Annotated in this window: 13 protein-coding genes; 6 read left to right on the forward strand and 7 right to left on the reverse strand. The window is 28.9% G+C overall.

Features of this window, described 5'->3' with window-relative positions:
• Positions 1-228: 228 nt before the first annotated feature.
• The 3 genes from pgk to C4S75_RS01135 form a co-directional block, all read right to left on the reverse strand.
• A complete protein-coding gene (pgk, locus tag C4S75_RS01125; protein WP_105296474.1) occupies positions 229-1,422 on the reverse strand; it encodes a phosphoglycerate kinase in 1,194 nt (397 codons plus the stop codon).
• A 1,203-nt stretch (positions 1,423-2,625) separates the two neighbouring features.
• Positions 2,626-4,449 (reverse strand): lysophospholipid acyltransferase family protein, encoded by a 1,824-nt coding sequence (locus C4S75_RS01130; protein WP_105296475.1) that lies wholly within the window; start codon positions 4,447-4,449, stop codon positions 2,626-2,628.
• Positions 4,450-4,453: 4 nt separating this feature from the next.
• Positions 4,454-5,701: an aspartate kinase gene (locus C4S75_RS01135; RefSeq protein ID WP_105296476.1), complete on the reverse strand. Its 1,248-nt coding sequence runs from the start codon at positions 5,699-5,701 to the stop codon at positions 4,454-4,456.
• 255 nt (positions 5,702-5,956) lie between these two features.
• Here C4S75_RS01135 and fbp point away from each other — a divergent pair, with 255 nt between their 5' ends.
• Both fbp and C4S75_RS01145 read left to right on the forward strand, forming a co-directional pair.
• On the forward strand, positions 5,957-6,967 hold the full coding sequence (gene fbp, locus C4S75_RS01140) for a class 1 fructose-bisphosphatase (RefSeq protein WP_105296477.1): 1,011 nt from the start codon (positions 5,957-5,959) through the stop codon (positions 6,965-6,967).
• Positions 6,954-7,424 carry a GNAT family N-acetyltransferase gene (locus C4S75_RS01145; protein WP_105296478.1) on the forward strand — a complete coding sequence of 157 codons (471 nt, stop codon included), beginning with the start codon at positions 6,954-6,956 and terminating at the stop codon, positions 7,422-7,424. The genes fbp and C4S75_RS01145 overlap by 14 nt, the downstream gene beginning before the upstream one ends.
• A gap of 79 nt (positions 7,425-7,503) precedes the next feature.
• Here the strand turns inward: C4S75_RS01145 and C4S75_RS01150 are convergent, their stop codons facing one another.
• Positions 7,504-10,047: a TonB-dependent receptor domain-containing protein gene (locus tag C4S75_RS01150; RefSeq protein WP_105296479.1), complete on the reverse strand. Its 2,544-nt coding sequence runs from the start codon at positions 10,045-10,047 to the stop codon at positions 7,504-7,506.
• Between the two features lie 348 nt (positions 10,048-10,395).
• Entirely contained in the window at positions 10,396-10,890 is a 495-nt protein-coding gene (locus tag C4S75_RS01155; RefSeq protein ID WP_105296480.1) for a metallophosphoesterase, read from the reverse strand.
• Positions 10,891-10,917: 27 nt separating this feature from the next.
• Between C4S75_RS01155 and truA the strand changes: the two genes are divergently transcribed.
• The 4 genes from truA (at position 10,918) to C4S75_RS01175 (ending at position 15,536) form a co-directional block, all read left to right on the forward strand.
• Entirely contained in the window at positions 10,918-11,667 is a 750-nt protein-coding gene (gene truA, locus C4S75_RS01160; protein ID WP_105296481.1) for a tRNA pseudouridine(38-40) synthase TruA, read from the forward strand.
• A complete protein-coding gene (locus C4S75_RS01165) occupies positions 11,657-13,420 on the forward strand; it encodes an ABC transporter ATP-binding protein (RefSeq protein WP_185116729.1) in 1,764 nt (587 codons plus the stop codon). The genes truA and C4S75_RS01165 overlap by 11 nt, the downstream gene beginning before the upstream one ends.
• A 200-nt stretch (positions 13,421-13,620) precedes the next feature.
• Complete coding sequence (locus C4S75_RS01170) at positions 13,621-14,439, forward strand: 2,3,4,5-tetrahydropyridine-2,6-dicarboxylate N-succinyltransferase (RefSeq protein ID WP_105296482.1); 819 nt, start codon at positions 13,621-13,623, stop codon at positions 14,437-14,439.
• A gap of 14 nt (positions 14,440-14,453) precedes the next feature.
• The gene (locus C4S75_RS01175; protein WP_158254192.1) at positions 14,454-15,536 is read left to right on the forward strand and encodes a glycosyltransferase family 9 protein; all 1,083 of its coding nucleotides are present in this window, start codon (positions 14,454-14,456) and stop codon (positions 15,534-15,536) included.
• On the opposite strand, the gene C4S75_RS01180 is transcribed toward C4S75_RS01175, so the two are convergent.
• A complete protein-coding gene (locus C4S75_RS01180) occupies positions 15,510-15,893 on the reverse strand; it encodes a DUF423 domain-containing protein (protein WP_105296484.1) in 384 nt (127 codons plus the stop codon). The genes C4S75_RS01175 and C4S75_RS01180 overlap by 27 nt on opposite strands.
• A gap of 12 nt (positions 15,894-15,905) precedes the next feature.
• Positions 15,906-16,529 (reverse strand): endonuclease III, encoded by a 624-nt coding sequence (gene nth / locus C4S75_RS01185; protein ID WP_105296485.1) that lies wholly within the window; start codon positions 16,527-16,529, stop codon positions 15,906-15,908.
• Positions 16,530-16,731 lie beyond the last annotated feature (202 nt).

Raw genomic sequence — 16,731 nt, forward strand, 5'->3', positions numbered from 1 at the left:
ATAAAAATAATATTTTTGATATAAATTACTGAATATTATATTTTATATTTCTAAAAATATAAATTTATTTATACAAAAATATATTTATTTTTAAAGATTTTATGTATTAAAATTTTATTAGAGCAATAATAAAATTAAAATTACTTATGAATAGTTATTAACATATAAAAAAAGAAGCTTAAAATATCAAGCTTCTTTTTTTATATTGTATAATGCTAGATTTTGATATTAATCATTTAAAATAGCTGCTACTCCGGGTAATTCTCTACCTTCTAATGATTCAAGCATTGCTCCTCCCCCGGTTGAAACGTAACTAACTTTATCAGTATAATTATTTTGTTTAACAAATGCTACACTGTCACCTCCTCCAACTAAGGAGAAAGCTCCTTTCTTAGTGGCTTCACCAATAGCATCTCCAATAGCTTTAGTACCAACGGCAAAATTTGGCATTTCAAATACTCCTAAAGGTCCGTTCCATAATATGGTTTTTGAAGCTAAAATAACATCAGAAAATGTTTTAATAGTTTTAGGTCCAACATCCAAACCTTCCCATCCGTCAGGAATATCATTAGTATCGACTACTTTTCTATTTGCATCATTTGAAAAGTCATCACCTATAACAGAATCTTCCGGAAGATATACTTTTACACCTTTTTCTTTAGCTTTTTTAAGTATATCAAGTGCCAATTCTTGTTTATCATCTTCACAGATAGAGTTTCCGATCTTACCTCCTTGAGCTTTAATAAAAGTATAGGTCATTCCTCCTCCGATTATTAAATTATTAACCACCGGAAGGATGTTTTCTATAATAGTAATTTTAGAAGAAACTTTAGAACCTCCTAATATAGCCGTAACAGGTTTTTCGCCTGTTTTAAGGACTTTTTGAATAGCATCAAGCTCTTTGGCCATCAAAAGACCAAAACATTTGTTAGAAGGGAAGAATTTAGCAATAATAGCAGTAGATGCATGAGCGCGATGTGCAGTACCGAATGCATCGTTTACATAAATATCACCTAGTTTGGCTAATTCTTTAGCAAATCCTTCATCTCCTTTCTCCTCTTCATTGTGAAAACGTAAATTTTCTAACAATAAAACTTCACCGGGTTTTAATTCTGCTGCAGCTTTTTCGGCTTTAGGTCCTACACATTCATCAACGAACTTAACAGGAACACCTAAAACTTTTGATACCTCATCAACAATGTGTTTTAAAGAATATTTATCTGTAACCTGACCTTTGGGTCTGCCTAAATGCGTCATCAATATTACAGAACCTCCATCTTTCAATATTTTATCTATAGTTGGCTTAGCAGAAACAATTCTTGTATTATCAGTAACCTTAAGATTTTCATCTTGAGGAACATTAAAATCAACTCTAATTAATGCTTTTTTTCCATTGAAATTGAAATCATTAACTGTCTTCATAATTTTTACTTATTTTTCTTACAAATATACCTTCATAAAAACGAAAAGAGAAATTTTGAAACCTGAATTTTTTCCACAATTAATTATTATTTATATATCTTTTTTTAATTAATTAAATAAAATTTAAAGTAATAGTAATAATAGACCTGTTAATATGTTAATAACTTTGAAATAGTGAGTTATTAATATTTCTAAATATGATATTAACAAAATTTATTGAAAATAAATAAGTATAAATCAATAAACTAAATCACTTATCAACAATTTTTAGAAGTTATTAATAAAGTGTCTGTTTAAAAAGTAACTGTTATTAAACTTATCAAAAGGAAGGTAAAATTCATTTTTAAAAAGTTTTATAAATATTTGGAAAAATCTTAAATCTTTATAAATGGAAATTGTAACTCTTGAAGCAAAATTTTTTGTTTAAAAATGTTAACAATAATTTATTTAAATTGTTAATATTGTTTTAACTTATTGAAAATTTAAGAGTTAATAAAAATAATTTTTAATAATAATTATATAATTTTATTGATTTACAGTCAATTATATAATTATAGGAATTTTTGAAATAAATTAAGTTATTAACATATTTATTAATTAATTCATAATTAAGTATTTATATATGTATTATTTTGTAAAATATTAATAGTTAATATATTATATTAGGTTAAAATTTATAAGTATAGTTTAGAGTTTAAAAGATTTCTGTAGTTACAAAATTATATTTTAAAATTTTACACTATAAATAACTCTAACATTAATTATATTTATTTATTTAAATAAAATCAAAATAATCATTAAAATATAAATTTTTACATTACTAATGATTAATTATGCATACAATTAATTATTATTTTATGATAATAAGATATAATTATTTTAATTTTAATTTATCGTATTTTTTAATTTACGAACAGTTATCTATTGGGATAATTATTATAAAAGAAAATATAGAAAAAGCCTTTAAATAAGCTTGTAGACAGGCTCAATATTAGTAAAGGATTGAAGAATGTGAAATAATCTAAGTATAGAAATAAAAAAAGGTAAATAATAGCTATTTACCTTTTTAAAATAGTAGATTAAATTTTTATAAAAAGTTCAACATTCGTAAGGTGTTGAAAATCTAAGTATAGTGTACTTTAATAAAAGCAATTAGTAATCTTGTTTCAAATGAATGGTTATAAACTTGTTAACAATTGTTTATTATTCTTCCTTTTGGTTTTTTTTGTCCATAGAATCTAACTCCTCTAACACCGGATTAATAGTACTATCCGGGATATCACTAATTCTAATATACATCAATCCGTCAATGGCATCATTAAATTTAGGGTCGACGTTAAAAGCAATAACACGAGCGTTTTGTTTTAAATATTTTTTGATCAATACGGGAAGTCTTAAATCGGGCTCAAGTTCATCAATTAACTTGTCAAATTTATTAAGATCATTATCCGCAGCATCAAAGAATAAATCTTTTTCATTGGATTTCAGATGAACTTTAAATTCATTTTTTGAATGTACATATTGAGCAACATAAGAATCAAAATAATGAGAACGCATAAATTCAACCATTATCGATTTAGAAAAGTTGGAAAATTGATTGCTTATACTTACACCACCTACCAGGTATTTATAATGCGGATTTCTTAAGCAAACATGTACAATTCCTCTCCATAAAAGTAATAAGGGCATAGGTTTTTTTTGATATTCACTGGAAATAAATGCCCTACCCATTTCAATGATTTTTTTAAAGAAAGGATGTACTTCCGAATCATATTCGAAAAGAGAAGCAGTATAAAAACCTTTAATTCCGTATTTTTCATAAATCTCTTTTCCCAATCCCATACGATAAGCACCCGCGATAAGTTTATTTTCTTTATCCCATAAAAATAAGTGATGATAAATTTGATCGAATTCATCCAGATCAAAAGGTTCGTTGGTTCCCTCTCCCACTTCGCGAAAACAAATTTCTCTTAATCGGCCAATTTCCCGTAAGATATTAGGTATTTTTTCAGGTTTAGCTAAATAAACTTCATATTGAGAATTGGAAAATAGTTCACAATCAATTTCTTTTAAAAGCTCAACTTCTTTTAAGATTAATTCATGAGGTGTCTCTTTAATAATAGGCTTAACTTCATTGGAATTAGCAGACTTAGTCATTGCTGAAACTGAAAGGAACTTTATATTTTTAAATGGATTCTTAACCGTAGTATAGAATGATTTAAGCATATATACCTTATTCCTTAAAAAATTACCGTAAGACTTGATATCCGTATATTCATCTTGCTGTTTAACTGAAATAGGTTTACCGATTCGTATTTTAATAGGCGCTTTTCTTTTTCTAACCAATTCTCTAGGCAGCATTGCAGTCTGTAAATCCGGATGAATATTAGACATTTTGTAAAACAACTTACTGTTTCTCGCATGAAAATATACAGGAATTACGGGTACTTTAGCTTTTTTCAAAAGTTTTAAGGCACTTTCCACCCACTCTCTGTCTTGATATTTTTTGGTATCCGGGTAATAATGAGAAACTTCACCGGCCGGGAAAATTATTACACAGTGATTATCTTTTAGGACACGCAAAGTTTCAATAAAACCTTTTTTGCTGTCAAAAGTATCTTTTCTGGTTTCAAAAGGATTAACAGGAATAATAACTTTTTTTAGAGGTTCAATTTTTTGCAATAAAAAATTAGTCATTATTTTAAAATCCGGACGAATTTCCGAAACAATTTTCATTAAAATTATGCCATCTAATCCTCCTAGAGGGTGATTGGAAACAATTATAAAAGGTCCCTTTTCAGGAATTCTTTTTAAATCTTCCTCATGAATTTCGTAGTTAATTTTTAGATGTTTTAAAACTGCAGTAAGAAATTCATTGGTAGGTAAATCTTTATTTTCAGTACAAAATTTATTTATATGACCAAGTTTTGAAACATTCATAAGGGTCCATGCTATACCCTTTCCAATAAAACCAAATTTCTTAAGGTTTAAAGTATTTTGTATATCCTCTAAGGTGACTAAACTCATATTGTTATTCTTTTACAATTGCTTGGTAAGTTTGTTTTACCAATTGTTCTAATAAAACTGTTTTTCCTTTTTTAAAATTATTTCGTATTTTCTGTGAACTATTCGTTATCGTAAATAGACGCACATTTTCTTCTAATGTTACATTAAAAGAATTTGCGAGTATATTCAGTAAAATGTTAATTGAATTAAATTTATCTTCAATAACCAGTGAAACTGAACAAGCTGAAACCTTGATCATGTTAGTTTTAATATTCAGTTCAGTAAGTTGTTTGAAGAGTATACAAAGAATATCTTCCAGATTATAAGTAAAATAAATGGAAGAAATAGTAAGCAAATGTACATTTAATTTTTGTATGAAACAAGAAACGCTCGGATCTCCCTTAACTCCTTTCGTAATATAAGTGCCATGATTTTCAAGTTCTAAAAAAGAACGAATGTTCAATGGAATCTCACCTTTATACAAAGGAAAGATAGTTTTCGGATGAAGGATAGATGCTCCAAAAAATGACATATCCATAGCTTCTTCATAGGAAAGATATTTTAATAATTGAGCGTTTTCATAGTAGTCAGGATCTCCGGTCATAATTCCCGGAACATCTTTCCAAATGGTAACACTTTCAGCATGTAAACAATAGGCAATTATGGCAGCAGAATAATCTGATCCTTCCCTTCCCAGAGTTACAGTAAAATTGCCGGAATTAGAAGCTAAAAAACCTTGAGTAACATATGTTTGAGAAGTATCAAAATTTTCAAATTGTTTTTGCGTACGTTCCCAATTTATAGTCCCTTCCCTATAATTATCATCAGTTTTTAGATAATTTCTACTATCAATCCAAGTATTGGTAATTCCTGAATAATTTAAAAAAGAGCTTAAAATTCTGGATGAAATAATTTCACCAAAACTTACCGTTTGATCGTATAAGAAATTAAAATTATCGGATGTATTGTTCGTTAGTAAAGATCGCAAATTTTTAAAAATATTCTTAATATCGTTATAAACTTCCGTATAATTAGAAAATAATTTTTTAACTATTTCTAAATGCTCCTCCTCTATTCTATCTATTAATATTTTATACGTATCATTATTTTGAAAGTATGCTTGAATAACATCTTCTAATGCGTTAGTCGTTTTACCCATGGCCGAAACAACAATAATGGTTGATTTGTATCCGGTTTGGTTTAAAACTTTTAAAATAGCACGTACATTTTTTTCATTTTGTACTGAAGCACCTCCAAATTTATAAACTTTCATAAATGATAGTTATATATTTTCAATATATAAAAAACACATTTTCCCATAAATAAATTTTGTGAAAAAAGAATTTTTACACAGCGGGAATTTACGTATTAATAGACTTAAAATTTATATTATAATGATAAACAGTACAATAAGTATTTTAAATATTAAAAGACCTTCAGCAAATATATGACAAATCTGCATATTACTTATAAAGTACAACCAAAAATCAATATATTTGGAACATTCAAAAAACTAAATATATAAAATATGAAATCGAAGAGCTCACAGACTTTAGGCGAATTTATAATTGATAAACAGGCAGATTTTAAATATTCTTCAGGAGAGTTGTCACGCCTTTTAGGAGCAATAAGATTAGCCAGTAAAGTTGTTAATCAGCAAGTTAATAAAGCTGGGCTCGTTGATATTATTGGAGCAATTGGAAATCAGAATATACAAGGTGAAGAGCAACAAAAATTAGATGTGTTTGCCAATGATGTATTTATTGGTGCCTTAAAAAATAGAGAAGTCGTTTGTGGAATTGCTTCCGAAGAAAATGAAGACTTCATCAGTATAAATTCTAAAGATAATTCACATAACAGTAAATATGTGGTATTAATTGATCCTTTAGACGGATCTTCCAATATAGATGTAAATGTTAATGTAGGAACTATTTTTTCTATTTATAGAAGAATTTCGGAAGATGGACCCGTTACATTGGAAGATTTTTTACAACCCGGAAATAAACAGGTAGCAGCCGGATATATAGTGTACGGTTCATCTACAATGTTAGTTTATACAACAGGTAACGGTGTAAATGGTTTTACTTTAGATCCGGCTTTGGGAGTGTTTTATCTTTCACATCCTAATATTAAAATACCTGAAGATGGAAAAATATATTCCGTAAATGAAGGAAATTATCTTAAATTTCCTCAAGGAATTAAGAATTATATAAAATATTGTCAAGAAGAAAAAGAAAATAGACCGTATACTTCCCGTTATATCGGATCTTTAGTTTCCGATTTTCATAGAAATATGTTGAAAGGAGGCATTTACCTATATCCTTCCTATTCACAAGCCCCTAAAGGCAAATTACGATTGTTATATGAATGTAATCCTATGGCATTCCTTGCGGAACAAGCAGGAGGAAGTGCCAGTGATGGTTTTACACGAATATTGGATTTAAATCCTGTTGAATTGCATGAAAGAACACCATTTGTTTGTGGTTCAAAAAAAATGGTTGAAAAAGTAGAAAAATTTATGAAAGATGCCCAAGAGTAGCACTCATCCCTATGATTATGTTTTAAAAAAATTTGATCAACTTACTTTAGACGAATTGTATAACTTATTACGATTAAGAAATGAAGTATTTATAGTCGAGCAAAAATGTTCGTACCAGGATTTGGACTATAAAGATTATAAAGCGCATCATTTATTACTGTATAAAGGAGAACAATTAGTTGCTTATTCCAGGATTTTTCCTGAAAAAGTTTCCTTTAATGAAGCTTCCATTGGAAGAATTATAGTTTGTAAGGAATATCGTTCTACCGGATTAGGGAAAATTTTAATGGAAAAATCCATTGAATCTTTATTTACACTTCATGGTAAACAACCGATAAGAATCGGTGCTCAATATTATGCAGTTCCATTTTATAAAAAATTTGGATTTGAAACTGAAGGAAATATTTATTTTGAAGATCATATTGAGCATATTGAGATGGTAAAGAAAGAAAACTAATATTCATAAAAAAAGTAAAAATTAAAGGCTGATAATATTTAAATTATCAGCCTTTTTTGATTTATATAAAATTGAGTATTTATTTTAACGGAACGGAAGGTAACAACTTGTTAGAATTTGAATTAGTATCATCTTCAATAATTGTATTTTCCTTTTTAATATTACGGTTTTTATCAAAACTGTAAGATAATTTAATATAGAACAATTGATCGCTGTCTCTACTATAATAATTGGTTCTTAAATTAAAATTATTAATATCAGAATTAAACTTAGTAGGACCCAATATATTTTGAATACCTAAAGAAGCCTTAATAGTTTTGTTACTAAAGGATCTTGAAAGTTCTATATTAGAATAACGGAAAGGTTTATAGGATTTGTAAATTTCAAAATATCCCTTATCTGTACTAGATAAAAAGAAAGTGGTTAATTTAAAATCTTTCGGAAGGATTAATTGAGCATATATTACATAAAACCACATAGGTTTTACTTTATCTAAATACGGATAATCGTTTACTTTGTAGTAATTATACATTCCATAAAGGTAAATGAAATTCATTTTATCCATATTCATAGGCTCGTCAAAGAATTTTTTACCCATGGTAACCAATTTAAAAGGTATAGGAATACCTACCCATACGTTATAGTTTTTCATGCCGTGAAATGTACGAGTAGTTTGATTTACGGTTAATGAATTGTCTTCAGTCTCGTAATACAGCATATTTATATTTTTAGAATACGTGTAGTTGAAAGAGATTTTCAAATATCTCCATGCACTTAAAGACACTTCATAGTTATCGTAATAATCCGGCTTAAGATGTAAGTTTCCTTCCGAAGTATTGAATTCGTCAAAATAGTTGGTTAAATTCGGATCCATATTAGAATAGGAAGGAGGCATCATACTCTTTCTGTAGGTAGCATTAAAATCCAGCGTAGGATTAAATTTATATAGTAAACTAAAAGATGGGAAAAACTTTTCAAACGTATATTTAATATTTTGATCAGTAGTTTTTACTTTATTTTTAAATTCTAAATTTTCATAACGAACCCCTGCAGTCAAATCCAATTTTTCAAATTTTTTGCTTAATTCTCCATATAAAGCATATTGATTTTCATCGTATATAAAATCCCTGAATGAATTATAATCCGGAGTTTCCAGTATAGAAGAAGAAGTATTTAAAAGATTATATTTTCCGTTACTGGTATATTTAGTATGAGAATACTTTCCACCGGTATTCATTTTTATTCCTACCTTATTAAAAGAAAATTCAAAATTAGGATTCACTTGAAAATAATCGGATTTATAATCAATATCATTTACAGAATATTTATAAACACCCTCATTATTCTGAATACTGTTATTTGTTGAATTTTTATTAAAGTGTTTATAAGATGCCGTTATATCAAACAAGTTTCCTAATGTATCTAATTTAACCTTATACTTTGTGGTTAATTCATGATTGGTGTTATCTTCCGAATATTTTGAATTATTTAAAAGATTAATTGGTTCAATATCGTTAGAGCTCAAAGATTCACCCGTATAATGATTACTGTTATCAGTATAACTTAAGTTATAATTGATCAATAAATTACTGTTTTTGTTAAGGCGAATATTTGAAGAAGGTCTAAAATAATAAAAACGATTATATTTATTTTCAATATTCTTTTGATCAAAAATAATGGAAGGAGAGAAAGAAGTAAATTCCCTTTTATAATAGGTAGTTTTATCGTTTTCCCTATAATTATAACCACTATTTAATTGTAAGGATACACTTTTTAAACGACTATTTAAACTAATAGAAGGAGATACCCGGTTGTTCTTGTTAAATTGGTAATTTAAAGAAGCAGATCCGTTTATTCCTCGCAATGCCCTACCATTAGTAATAATATTTATAATACCACCCCCTGTTTTAGCATCGTAAGAAGCTCCCGGGTTGGATATAATTTCAATTTTTTCAATAGCATTTGATGGTAAACTTTGTAATAAATTTTCTAAGTCTCCACCCGTTAGACCTGTCGGGATATCATCAATATAAATAGTCATGGACTTACCATTTACGGTAAGATTTCCACCATATCCCTTGATAACCCCCGGAAGTTTTGTTAAAGTTTCTTGTGCACTTCCGCCGGAAAGTAAATCATTATCCTTTATCGTATAAGTAGTCTTGTTAGCTTCTAATTTAATAAATTTCTTACGTGCCCCGGTCACTGTTACCCCCTCAATTTCTTTTTCAGCAGATTTGGAAGGTTTCTGAATTTCTTCACTAATTTCGGGATACATACGTGTTAGATAAACTTCACCTAAATATAGGGTATCTTTACTTTGTTTAGTAATAGTAAAATCAAGATATTGTGATTCATATTCAGGTACTGAAATATAAATTCGAAAATTACCAGAAATTTTAGTTATTGCATAACTATTGAAACACTTTGTAGAAACTAAACTTTTGAGGTCTTTATAACCGGAACTATTTTCATATTGGAATATAAAATTTTTCTGTAAGTTAACATCAACACAGGAATTTTTTTCTTTATCTATAATTTTAAAAGCTACTACAACTTTTGATTGAGCAACACCTAATAAAGGGAGCATTATTAAAGATAAACGAATAACAGATCTTATCATAAACTGAATTTGGCAGAATAATTTTTAAACATTAGTATCATTTGATATTAATTATGTTACGTTAAATACTGTAAAATATTTAATCATAATCAAAAAATTTGCCTAAATGTAACAACAAAATTCGTTATTTTAAATCAGCATATAGAATATCATTAATATATTATAATTTAAATAATAATATTAATATTAGTTAATTGTTATAAATTTAATAATCATTTAGGAAAAAAATAAATTAAATTGAAGAAATATTTAGGTGAGTATTACTAGAATTGTTAAAGATTAAATTTCGAAATTTTTTGAATTTTACTGTTTAAAAGGGACGTTAAGTCAATAAAACATAAAAACAAATCATCTAGTAAATTCAATAACTTCTAAATTCTGTATAGTTTCCTGATTTATTTCAAATCGTAACATAGTCCTTACCTTATGAAATCCATAGATTCCTATAGCACCCGGATTCATATGAAGTAAATGAAGTTTTTTATCATTCATAACTTTTAAAATATGTGAATGACCGCAAATAAAAAGTTTAGGAGGATTCAATTTTATTTCTTCGCGTATGATTGGTGCATATTTACCCGGATAACCGCCAATATGGGTCATCCATACATCCACTTTCTCACAAAAAAAACGTAGATTAAGAGGGAATTCTTTACGAATTTCTGTTCCATCAATATTTCCATAGACCGCTTTAAATACAGGAACCGTTTTTTTTAAAGTTTCGGAAACCTTTATATCACCAATATCACCTGCATGCCAAACCTCGTCTGCTTGGGAAGCATATTCCAATATACGATCATCAATATAAGAATGGGTATCGGAAAGCAATAATATTTTTCTCACTATTTTTGTAGTAAATTTACAATAAAATTGCGTTATTTCATTCAATTTTCATACGATGGTACTCAGTATTACGGGTATCAGAGACAGCCAAAACATATATCAGTACAAGAAAAATTAGAATCGGCATTAAGTCGATTACTTAGAAAAGAAATAAAAACAATTGGAGCAGGAAGAACTGATACGGGAGTTCATGCAGCTGAAATGTATGCTCATTTTGAGTGGGAAGAAGAATTGCCTGATCAATTGGTTAGAAAATTAAATTCTTTATTGCCTTCGGATATTTCCATAAAAGCAATATTCCGAGTTAAAGACTCAGCACATGCACGTTTCGATGCAACGGAAAGAATTTATAAGTATAGAATTTCTACCCTGAAAAATCCTTTTAAACAGCAATTCCATGCTCAATTTCTTTTTTATCAGTTTGATGTAGATAAAATGAACAAAGCTGCAAAAGTATTATTTGAATATAAAGACTTTACCAGTTTTTCAAAACTACATTCGGATAATAAAACGAATGATTGCTATATTTACCAAGCAGAATGGAAACAATATGAAGATGAATTAGTCTTTACCATTGCTGCCAATAGATTTTTGAGAAATATGGTTAGAGCAATTGCAGGGACTCTCATGGATGTTGGCAGAGGAAAAATTGATGAAAAGGAATTTAGAAACATAATTGAAAAAAAAGACCGTAAATTTGCTTCCACTTCAGCACCTGCTAAAGGTCTTACTTTAGTGAAAGTTAACTATCCTCAGGATATATATTATGAAACATAAAAAAGAAAAAAACGTAAAAGCAGGTCAAGCACTTTCTCGATTAATGGAATTGGGAAGTAAATATCCTGTATGGTTTTATTCTACAATTTTTATAGCATTGGCGTTAGCATATGTTTCCTCTTTCCGTCCGGTTGTAATAAGTCATGCAATAGATGTTGATATTATTAAAAATAAAAATTTTTCAAATTTATATCATTCCCTTTTGCTTATTTTTTTATTAATGTTGACTGAAGTTGTATTACAATTTTTTTTAGTCTATGCTTCTAACTTTGTTGCTCAAAATGTGATTCGTAGCTTACGAATAAAATTATACAAAAAGCTCATTTATTTTAAATCTTCTTTTTTCGATAAAACGCCTTTAGGGGTGTTAGTCACTCGCTCTGTATCCGATATCGAAACTATTTCAACTATATATACCGATGGAATTTTAATGGTTTTAGGAGATATTCTTCGTATAATTTTTGTGGTAATAACTATGTATTGGATTAATTGGGAATTAGCAACCATAGCATTGTTCATTTTCCCGATAATGACTATTATAACCCGAATATTTCAAAAAGCCATAAAAAAAGCTTTTTCAGAAGAAAGAAATCAAACAGCTAATCAAAACAGCTTTGTTCAAGAGAGGCTGTCAGGAATGACCATTGTTCAAGTATTTAATCAACAGAAAAAAGAATATAAAAAGTTTTTTCAAATTAATCAAAAATTAGAAAAAGCCTATCTTAAAACAGTTTTCTATTTTTCACTTTTTTTTCCTGCTGTAGATATTATTACCGGTATTGCCATTGGTGTCATGATATGGTATGCAGGTTATAACGCATTAACGGCACACAATATATCACCGGGTGTAGTTATAGCTTTTACTACTTCCTATGTGAACATGCTGGTGAGGCCCATGAGGCAAATAGCAGATCGCTTTAATACCATTCAAAGAGGTATTGTTGGAGCGGAACGAGTTTTTACCGTATTGGATTCCAATCATGAAATATCAAATAAAGGAACTGTAAAAAAAGATATCATTAAAGGAGATATCATTTTTGACCATGTGTCATTTTCATATGTAAAAGGAGAAAATGTTCTTAAAGATCTTTCATTTACGGTTTCCGGTGGAGAAAAAGTAGCAATTGTTGGAGCTACCGGAGCAGGAAAATCAACTATTATAAATTTATTAAGCCGTTTTTATGAAATTTCGGGAGGGCATATATATATAGACGGAACGGATATAAAATCGTATGAATTACACAATTTACGGTCGCACATCGCTGTTGTATTACAAGATGTATTTTTGTTTAATGATACCATTTTAGAAAATATCACTTTTGGAAATAAAGATATAACCTTAGAAGAAGTACGCAAAGCTGCAAAAGAAATTCAAATAGATGATTTTATAATGAGCCTTCCCAATGGTTACGGCTATGAAGTTAGCGAACGGGGAGCTTCCATCTCTTTAGGTCAACGACAATTGATTTCCTTTTTACGAGCTTATTTATATAACCCTTCTATTCTGGTGTTAGATGAAGCAACTTCATCTATAGACACTAAATCAGAGGAATTAATACAAAAAGCCACCGATAAGATTACTAAAAATCGAACTTCCATTATTATTGCTCATCGTTTAGCTACCATACAGAATGCGGACAAAATTATCGTATTAGATCATGGGAAAATAGTTGAAATGGGAAACCATAATTCCTTGTTACAACAAAAAGGGTACTATAGAAAACTTTACGAAGCCCAATTTTCCCAAACTTAAAATTAATACCCATTATAAATTTTTAATATTTTCCGGCTAATTATGTTTATACATTACTATTTGTTTTAATAAAAATGAATAAAAATTTAGCTAATACTAATTTTTACCTTTACTATATTTCTAAAATATGTGTGTATACATGTAAATAAACGTAAAAAACAATTATAAAAATTGTTAAATTTGTTGTATAAACAAAAAATATGAAAGATTTACAACAAACTATTGAAAAAGTTTGGAATGACCGTGCATTATTATCGGATATAGAATATCAAAAAGCAATTCGAGAAGTAATAGAATTGTTAGATTCAGGAAAACTAAGAGTAGCACAGCCGTTAGAAGATGGAAAATGGCAAGTAAATGAGTGGGTTAAAAAAGCGGTAGTATTATATTTCCCTATACAAAAAATGGAAACCTATGAAGTAGGTATTTTTGAGTATCATGATAAAATTCCTTTAAAAACAGGATATGCTGAAAAAGGAGTTCGTGTAGTACCTCATGCAGTTGCAAGAAAAGGAGCATATATTTCCAGCGGAGCGATCTTAATGCCTTCTTATGTTAATATAGGTGCTTATGTAGATGAAGGTACTATGGTAGATACTTGGGCAACAGTAGGAAGTTGTGCACAGATTGGTAAAAATGTACATTTAAGCGGAGGTGTTGGTATTGGCGGTGTTTTAGAACCTTTACAAGCGGCACCGGTTATTATTGGAAATAATTGCTTTATTGGTTCACGTTGTATTGTTGTAGAGGGTGTACATGTTGATGATGAAGCGGTTTTAGGAGCAAACGTTACCTTAACTTCTTCTACTAAAATAATTGATGTTTCAGGAAGTGAACCTAAAGAATACAGAGGATATGTGCCTCCACGTTCAGTAGTAATTCCCGGGTCTATAACTAAAAAATTCCCTGCAGGAGAATATAACGTAAATTGTGCCTTAATTATAGGAACTAGAAAAGAAAGTACAGACAAGAAAACATCGTTAAATGATGCTCTTAGAGAGCATAACGTATCTGTTTAGATATTAATCATATAGTGAAAGCGCTATTAATACAATATAACAATGTGGGAGAAGTATTACTCTCCAGTGTAATTCCTAATAATCTAAAGAAAATCTATCCGGATATTAAGATAGATTTTCTTTGTTATAAAAAATATATTGGAGTTATACAGAGAAATCCTAATATTGACCGTATAATAGCTATAGATACGGAGCATATACGTTCCGTACTTTTTGTATATAAATATATCCAGTTAGTAAGAAGTGAAAAATACGACATACTTATTGATATGTCGCAGAATTTTAACAGTATCTTGCTAACCCTATTTTCAAAAGCAAAGAAAAAATACAGTTTTTCCAATCCTTTATTGGATAAATTTTATGATAAAACCGTTTCTAAAGTAGAAGAACCAATTACTCAAACGTGTACTTTATTGGAAGATCGTTTAGTAATCTTACAAGAATTTCTAAAAGATAACCCTATACCTATCGATCCGTTAGCTAAAATATATCTAACTGAAGATGAAATTGAGGACGCTAAAGAAAAAATGATAAATGCAGGCATACATTTTAAACGACCGGTAATTATGTTGGGTGTTTTGGGTTCAAACATACATAACACTTGGACGATGGGTAATATGGCAAAACTTATAGATTTTATATGGGCAAATTATAGAGCCGATTTATTATTTACCTATTTGCCATCGCAGTATAAACAAGTAAACGAACTGCTATCTTTACTAAATTCCAATACCAAAGTATTTGTTCAGCCGGTAGGAAAAACGATACGTGAGTATGCCGCTTTTATGCAAAATTCCACTTTATTTATTGGAAATAGCAGTAGATTTGTAATTACGGCAAAAGCCCTGCAAAAACCTACTTTCACCATTTATCCTCCTTATATTAGTAGAAAAGATATTGCTTGTTATGAAAATACTAACTTACACCAAAGTGTTCATTTACACGACTTTTCTCCCAGGCTATACGAAGACTTTTATCAAAATGAATTAAAAAATGACTCTTCTAAATTTTACTTGATGTTGTCATATGAATTTGTAATAGTAAAAGTTAGAACGTTTTTAAAAGAGCATTTAATTACTTTTAATAAAATAAAATAATAAACAAGCCCATCCTATGATCATAAATGTTCCTCCAATGGGAGTTACAGGGCCTAAAAAACGTAAATTGATATTCCAATAATCAGAAAAAGCTAATAGATAAATACTAAAAGAAAATAGAAATGTACCTATAATCATTCCCCATCCGGCCCATTTTTCCAAACCGGAGCTAAACGATAGAGAAAAGCCAATAATTAAAAGAGCCAATGCATGATACATTTGATATTTAACACCCGTTTCAAAGCTTACTAATTTTTCAACTGAAAGCATTTTTTTAAAAGCATGAGCACCGAATGCTCCTAAAATAATGGAAATTAAACCATATAAAGCCCCTGCAACAAGAACAATATTTTTCATAATTTTAATTAACTAATTTTCTAATAAATATTTGGTTATATAATCTTTTTCTAAACTCCAGCCTCTAGCCGGTGAATATTCCCGACCGTAAAAAATAATTTGAATGTGTAAGATATTCCATAATTCTTTAGGAAATAACCGTTTAGCATCTTTTTCTGTTTGTTCAACATTTTTTCCGTTGGTTAATTTCCATAATTTCATAAGTCTGTGAATGTGTGTATCAACAGGAAATGCCGGGTGTCCAAAACCTTGACTCATGACAACGGAAGCGGTTTTATGACCCACGCCGGGTAAGGCTTCTAACTCCTCAAAACTTTCCGGAACTTCTCCGTTATATTTTTCTACCAAAATAGTAGAAAGTTTATGAATATTTTTGGATTTAGTATTCGATAAACCAATTTCTTTTATATATTCTTTGATTTTCCACTCAGGCAATTCAGCCATTTTAAAAGCATTGGGAGCAACTTTGTAGAGAGCAGGTGTAACTTCATTAACCTTCTTATCCGTTGTTTGAGCAGAAAGTAATACGGAAATTAATAAAGTAAATACATCTTGATAGACTAACGGAGCAATAGGGTTTGGATAGAGCTTGTTTAACTCCGTTATTATGTACTCTACTTTTTCCTTTTGTTTCATTAAAGCATATAAATTATAATCTAAAAATACTAAATTTTAAATTAGGTTGATGTTATAGAGAAATAAAATTTCTATTTGTATTGAAAATGCAAAGAAATATATGCCTTATAAGCATTTAATAATTTATTATGTATTTGGATTGAATTATTTGGAGAAAATTTAAATTATCGTCACATATAAAAATCGTGATTACGATTTGTTA

It is taken from the genome of Apibacter sp. wkB309, from assembly GCF_002964915.1.
Taxonomy (GTDB): domain Bacteria; phylum Bacteroidota; class Bacteroidia; order Flavobacteriales; family Weeksellaceae; genus Apibacter.

What these genes read in the sequence shown, in the direction of transcription:
- C4S75_RS01150 (WP_105296479.1), bottom strand. Translation starts at nt 10,047, where the DNA reads ATGATAAGATCTGTTATTCGTTTATCTTTAATAATGCTCCCTTTATTA.
- C4S75_RS01165 (WP_185116729.1), top strand. Translation starts at nt 11,657, where the DNA reads ATGAAACATAAAAAAGAAAAAAACGTAAAAGCAGGTCAAGCACTTTCT.
- fbp (WP_105296477.1), top strand. Translation starts at nt 5,957, where the DNA reads ATGAAATCGAAGAGCTCACAGACTTTAGGCGAATTTATAATTGATAAA.
- nth (WP_105296485.1), bottom strand. Translation starts at nt 16,529, where the DNA reads ATGAAACAAAAGGAAAAAGTAGAGTACATAATAACGGAGTTAAACAAG.
- C4S75_RS01130 (WP_105296475.1), bottom strand. Translation starts at nt 4,449, where the DNA reads ATGAGTTTAGTCACCTTAGAGGATATACAAAATACTTTAAACCTTAAG.
- C4S75_RS01170 (WP_105296482.1), top strand. Translation starts at nt 13,621, where the DNA reads ATGAAAGATTTACAACAAACTATTGAAAAAGTTTGGAATGACCGTGCA.
- C4S75_RS01180 (WP_105296484.1), bottom strand. Translation starts at nt 15,893, where the DNA reads ATGAAAAATATTGTTCTTGTTGCAGGGGCTTTATATGGTTTAATTTCC.
- C4S75_RS01145 (WP_105296478.1), top strand. Translation starts at nt 6,954, where the DNA reads ATGCCCAAGAGTAGCACTCATCCCTATGATTATGTTTTAAAAAAATTT.
- C4S75_RS01135 (WP_105296476.1), bottom strand. Translation starts at nt 5,701, where the DNA reads ATGAAAGTTTATAAATTTGGAGGTGCTTCAGTACAAAATGAAAAAAAT.
- pgk (WP_105296474.1), bottom strand. Translation starts at nt 1,422, where the DNA reads ATGAAGACAGTTAATGATTTCAATTTCAATGGAAAAAAAGCATTAATT.